The sequence below is a fragment of the Novosphingobium sp. genome, from assembly GCF_031424035.1.
Classification (GTDB): Bacteria; Pseudomonadota; Alphaproteobacteria; order Sphingomonadales; family Sphingomonadaceae; genus Novosphingobium.
Genome location: NZ_JANPGP010000040.1, coordinates 1 through 5,321, shown reverse-complemented (window position 1 = coordinate 5,321; position 5,321 = coordinate 1). Strand labels below are relative to the sequence as shown.

Genomic DNA, 5,321 nt, shown 5'->3' with positions numbered 1-5,321 from the left:
GACGAAGACGCCGCCGGCATCGTTCCTGATCAAGAAGGCTGCAAACCTGAAGTCGGGTTCGAAGGAGCCGGGCAAGATCTCGGCCGGAACCATCGCGCGCTCGGCTCTCGCCGAAATCGCCCAGACCAAGTTCAAGGATCTGAACGCCAACGACATCGAACAGGCGACGAAGATCATTGAAGGCAGCGCCCGCTCGATGGGCCTGCAGGTTGTGGAGGGCTGATATCATGGCAAAGCTGACCAAGAAGCAGAAGTCGCTGGCCGAAAAGCTCGGTGACAACCAGAAGCTCCATGGCGTTGATGCAGCCATCCAGCTGCTCAAGGACCTCAAGACCACCAAGTTCGACGAAACTCTCGAAGTTTCGCTGAACCTGGGCGTCGATCCGCGCCACGCCGACCAGATGGTGCGCGGCATGGTGACGCTGCCTTCGGGCACGGGCAAGACCGTCAAGGTCGCCGTGTTTGCTCGCGGTGACAAGGCTGAAGCCGCTCTCGCCGCTGGCGCTGACAAGGTGGGTGCCGAAGACCTGCTGGAAGACATGCAGAACGGCAACCTCGATTATGGCCGCGTGATCGCCACGCCGGACATGATGGGCGTCGTCGGCCGCCTCGGCAAGGTGCTGGGTCCCAAGGGCCTGATGCCGAACCCGAAGCTGGGCACCGTCACCCCGAACGTCGCTGAAGCGGTCAAGGCAGCCAAGGGCGGCCAGATCGAATTCCGCGTTGAAAAGGCCGGCATCATCCACGGCGGTCTGGGCAAGCTTTCGTTCACCAACGAACAGCTCAAGGCGAACTTCGACGCTTTCGTCGATGCCATCGTCAAGGCCAAGCCGGCTGGATCCAAGGGCAAGTACGTCCAGAAGGTGGGCGTCAGCTCGTCGATGGGCCCGGGCCTGAAGATCGACCTGACGGAAATTCAGGGCGCCTGATCCAAAGCTGAGCCCCCGCGCAGGCGGGGGCCTCATGCCTTGGCGCGCAACCGCCTGAGGTCCCCGCCTGCGCGGGGACTCACCAAAAGGCCGGGAGGGGAGACCTTCCCGGCCTTTTCGTTGGTACTTGACCGAATCTTTGCATTATGCTGAACATGTGTTCAAATACGTGCGTCCAGCGCGCGAAGACCTGTCGGGAGAAGAGCCGTGGCCATCCGTTTCGAAGACATCAAGCCGAAGATCGGCAGCCGCATCCTGTGGGATGACCGCGCAGACCTGTTCACCGAGGAAGCCGCCGCCGCCGTCCGCGCAAAGGTGGAAGAGCGCACCGTGGTGGTCTTTCCCAAGGTAGACCTGACCGACGAGGAACAGCTTCGCATCACCGACCTGATGGGCGGGCGCGTGCGCATCACCGGGCGCAACAATGTGCAGGAAGTCGAAAACGACGACGTCTATCAGGTGACGCTCGACGCCAAGATCAACCCGCAGCCCGAATATGTGCTCGGCACGTTTTTCTGGCACATGGACGGTATCACCATCGATACTCCGCCGCCCTTCGCCACGCTGCTGTCGTGCCGCCGCAAGGCGCCCGCTGGCGGCCAGACCGAATTCGCCAGCACCTATGCCGCCTATGAAGGCCTGCCCGAAGCGGAGAAGGCCGCGCTTGAAGGGCTGCAAGCCGTGCACTCGGTCAAGGCCAGCCTGCGCCATATCGAGGATGCCATCCCGGAGAAGGTGCGCAATGCGGTGATCGGCATCGGCCTGATCAAGGAGCACCCGATCGTCTGGACCCACACGTCGGGCCGCAAATCGATGATCATCGGCACCACTGCGGACCACGTCGCCGACATGCCGGTCCCCCAGGGGCGCGCATTGCTGATCCGCCTGCAGGAATGGGCGGCCCAGCCGGACTATTCCTATCGCCACGATTGGGAAGAAGGCGATTTCGCCGTCTGGGACAACACCGGCGCCATGCACCGGGTCATCCCCTATGACGAACGCTCGGGCCGCATGATGCACCGCACGACGATTGCCGGGACGGAGACGATTGCGGCCTGAGCTGTCGACGGGCGGCCCGTAATTTTCCGCCAACTCCCTTTGTCTGTCCCGCCTGTGCGGGAATGACGAGGTTGTGGTGGTGATGAACCGCCCTTATCGTCCGGAGCCGAACCTGTCCTAATCCGCCGTCGTCGGGTCAATCATTGTGCGCACCTCGCTGATGCGGTTGGCGGGAAAGCCGGCGGTTTCGGCATGCTGGCGGATCAGGTCCTCGCTCGGCGCGCGGTAGATGCAGTAGATCTTGTCGTCGGTGACATAGCTGTGCACCCACTGGATTTCGGGGCCGAGGTCCCGCAGCACGGAACACGATTGCTGCGACGCGCCTTTCAGGTCGGCGCTGCCTAGTCCGCCGACGCCCGGCATGTCTCTTTCGATCACGAATTGCGGCATGATGCTTCCTCCTGAACGACCCGGAAGCTGCAAGCTGCGCGCCATGGCGGCGCTTGTCCAGTCCCCGTCAGGGCGCGAGGTTTGCCGCCGTGTAGCACTCGACCAGATAGGCCAGCGGCTTGCCATCGGGCAGGATCAGCCGGGCGAGGTGGGTGCTGATCGTTTCGGCGGGGCAATTGTCCGCCGGGCCTTTTACCGTGTCGATAGCTTCCCGGCGAAAACGCAGCGGGGTGGCGACCTTGCCGAAGGGCGTGCTGGTGGAGGCCAGCGCAGCATTCATTTCCGGCGTCATGCGGCCCGGCACGTACCAGTTCCACGCGATCGACAGCGTCTTGCCGCCGCAATCGAGGTGGACGTGGCGCATGGTGAAGCTGTCGCGGCTGCCGATGCCCAGCAGGCGGCGCATCTTGGCCGGCGGATCGTTCGAGGACACCTGCCGCCGGTCGCTGACGGTGATCTGTGCCGGATCGGCGATCTGCCGCATGGCGCACCATTCGCCGAGGGCAACGGTGGCGCTGTCATGTTCGGCCAGCTTCGCTTCGAAAGCGTCGAGAGTGGCAGGCCCTGCCGCCAGCAGGGCCAACGCGGCGCTAAATGCCACGTTCAAATGCCACCGGGAATCGCCGGCCGGTCCATTGCATCCAGCCCCTCGGCAAGGGCGCGGCAGCAGGCGGCAAGGTCTTCGGGTTCGACCGAGCGGATGACGAAATTCGCCCCGGTGCGGCCATCGCGCCAGAACGGGTAGGAGCCGATCTGGCAGGTCTCATGCGCCTTTTCGGTCGCGCGGAGCAGATCGGCGACTTCGCTTTCCTGCACCCAGCAGCCAACCGTCTCGCACAGCAAGACAGCGCCGCCCTCCAGCGTGCCGGACAGAGCATCGAGCATGCCGCTGGTGATCTGCGGCACCCCGGCCATGATGAACACGTTCTCCGCCCGGATGCCGGGGGCGCCGGTGTAGCGGTTGGGAATCAGGCTCGCGCCTTCGGGCACGCGGGCCATGCGCAGGCGTGCATCGGTAAGCCCGCCGCGCGTTTCGTAATAGCCTTCGAGTATGGCACGCGCTTCGGGGTGGACGATCACGTCCACGCCCATCGCCGCGGCAATCGCGTCGACGGTGATGTCGTCATGTGTGGGGCCAATGCCGCCGGTCGTGAACAGGTAATCATTGCGGGCACGCAGCGCGTTCACCGCCTCGGCAATCGCTGCCATGTCATCGGCGACGACGCGCACCTCCTTCAACCGGATGCCCTGGATCTGCAGCCACGAGGCGACCTGCGCGATGTTCTTGTCATGCGTGCGGCCGGACAGGATCTCGTCACCAATGACGACAAGGGCGGCGGTGTAGATGCGGGATTCGACCATGCGAAGTTGGTTAGGGGAAACCGGGGTGCAGGTGAAGTCCCGTCGTCCCGGACTTGATCCGGGACAACGCGCTACGCCGCTTCCTTCGCCTTGACCTTCGCAAATTTCATCAGGCCGTCGTTGATCTCGGCTGTCTCAAGCTCTTTCTTGTCTTCGCGGTAGAACATGTGGATGCGCCACGGCGCGGTGGTCGCGCTCTTGGGGATCATGTGCTTGCCGCGCTGGAGATAGCCGGACGAGAACAGGTCAAACGGCTGGGTTTCTTCCAGTCCGTGATCGGCGGGCAGGGCGGGGGTGGCCGTATCGACGCCCCATTTGTCCATGTGGCGCAGCAGTTTCACTACCCAATCGGTGACGATATCGACCCGTAGCGTCCAGCCGGAATTGAGATAGCCGAACAGCACGAACAGGTTCGGCACGTTCGACAGCATCGAATCGCGGTACCAGAAGTGCTCGGCGACGGTCACCGCCGCGCCATCGACACTGACCGCGATCTTGCCCAGCGTCGAGAGCCTGAGGCCGGTGGCGGTGACAATGACGTCGGCGTCCAGCTTGCGGCCATCTTCCAGTTCGATGCCATCGGCCACGACCTGCTTGATCCTGGCGGTCACCACCGAAGCGTCGCCCTCCCGGATGGCCTTGAACATGTCGCCGCCGGGAACAAGGCACATGCGCTGTTCCCAAGGCTTGTAGGGTGGGGTGTAATCAGGCGCGTTCCATGCCGGGCCGAGCTCTTTCTTGAGCACGCCTTGCAGGAAGTTCGCCACGCCTTCAGGCGCGCTGCGGCATTTGTGGAACAGGTATTCGTGGAGGTACTGCGCCTTTTCGCGGTTGATTTTCCACGCCAGCCTTTCCGGCAGGAAGCGCTTCAGCCGGTTGGCCCATTTGTCCTGCCAAGGGCGCACGCCGTACCATGTCGGCGTGCGTTGCAGCATGGTGACATGGGCCGCCTTGTCCGCCATCGACGGCACGATCGTCACTGCAGTCGCGCCCGATCCGATGATCACCACCTGCTTGCCGGTGTAGTCGTAATCCTGCGGCCAGAACTGGGGGTGGATGACCTTGCCCTTGAAAGCGGAAAGCCCGGGAATATCGGCCTCGTGCGGCTGGTCGTAATCGTAATAGCCGGTGCCCATGAACAGGAAGCGCGCCGCCCATTCCTTGTCGCTGCCGTCGGCTTGCCGGGCGCGGACGGTCCACAGGCCGGTATCGCTATCCCACGCGGCGCTTTCCACGTGCTGGCCAAAGCGCATGTTCGCCGCGATGCCGTTATCGGCAACGACTTGCCCGAGGTAGTCCCTGATCTCTTCCGCCGTGGCAAAGGCGTTTGCCTTGCGCCACGGGGCGAAGTCATAGGCGAAGGTGTGCATGTCCGAATCCGAACGGATGCCCGGATAGCGGAACAGATCCCAGGTGCCGCCCAGCTGCTCGCGCCGGTCGAGCATGACATAGGTCTTCTTCGGGCAGCCCTTGGCCAGCTTGGCGGCCATGCCGATGCCGGAAATCCCGGCGCCGACGATGATCATGTCGAACACTTCGCTGGCGGCCATGCAGTCTCTCTCCGTTGTTGACAGCAGTGTA

Annotated in this window: 6 protein-coding genes and 1 pseudogene; 3 read left to right on the top strand and 4 right to left on the bottom strand. The window is 63.5% G+C overall.

What is annotated here, in order from left to right:
- From rplK to RMO89_RS05945, 3 genes and pseudogenes are all read left to right on the top strand, one after another.
- A pseudogene (gene rplK / locus RMO89_RS05955) lies at positions 1-223 on the top strand (50S ribosomal protein L11); the annotation flags it as partial.
- A 4-nt stretch (positions 224-227) separates the two neighbouring features.
- A complete protein-coding gene (gene rplA / locus RMO89_RS05950) occupies positions 228-929 on the top strand; it encodes a 50S ribosomal protein L1 (protein WP_310531822.1) in 702 nt (233 codons plus the stop codon).
- Positions 930-1,136: 207 nt separating this feature from the next.
- Complete coding sequence (locus tag RMO89_RS05945) at positions 1,137-1,988, top strand: TauD/TfdA family dioxygenase (RefSeq protein WP_310531821.1); 852 nt, start codon at positions 1,137-1,139, stop codon at positions 1,986-1,988.
- Between the two features lie 117 nt (positions 1,989-2,105).
- On the opposite strand, the gene RMO89_RS05940 is transcribed toward RMO89_RS05945, so the two are convergent.
- The 4 genes from RMO89_RS05940 to RMO89_RS05925 all read right to left on the bottom strand — a co-directional run bounded on the left by RMO89_RS05940 (position 2,106) and on the right by RMO89_RS05925 (position 5,290).
- Entirely contained in the window at positions 2,106-2,378 is a 273-nt protein-coding gene (locus RMO89_RS05940) for a DUF4242 domain-containing protein (protein WP_310531820.1), read from the bottom strand.
- 67 nt (positions 2,379-2,445) lie between these two features.
- On the bottom strand, positions 2,446-2,979 hold the full coding sequence (locus RMO89_RS05935) for a hypothetical protein (RefSeq protein ID WP_310531819.1): 534 nt from the start codon (positions 2,977-2,979) through the stop codon (positions 2,446-2,448).
- A gap of 2 nt (positions 2,980-2,981) precedes the next feature.
- Positions 2,982-3,740 carry a competence/damage-inducible protein A gene (locus RMO89_RS05930; protein ID WP_310531818.1) on the bottom strand — a complete coding sequence of 253 codons (759 nt, stop codon included), beginning with the start codon at positions 3,738-3,740 and terminating at the stop codon, positions 2,982-2,984.
- 71 nt (positions 3,741-3,811) lie between these two features.
- Positions 3,812-5,290 carry an NAD(P)/FAD-dependent oxidoreductase gene (locus RMO89_RS05925; protein ID WP_310531817.1) on the bottom strand — a complete coding sequence of 493 codons (1,479 nt, stop codon included), beginning with the start codon at positions 5,288-5,290 and terminating at the stop codon, positions 3,812-3,814.
- Positions 5,291-5,321: the final 31 nt, after the last annotated feature.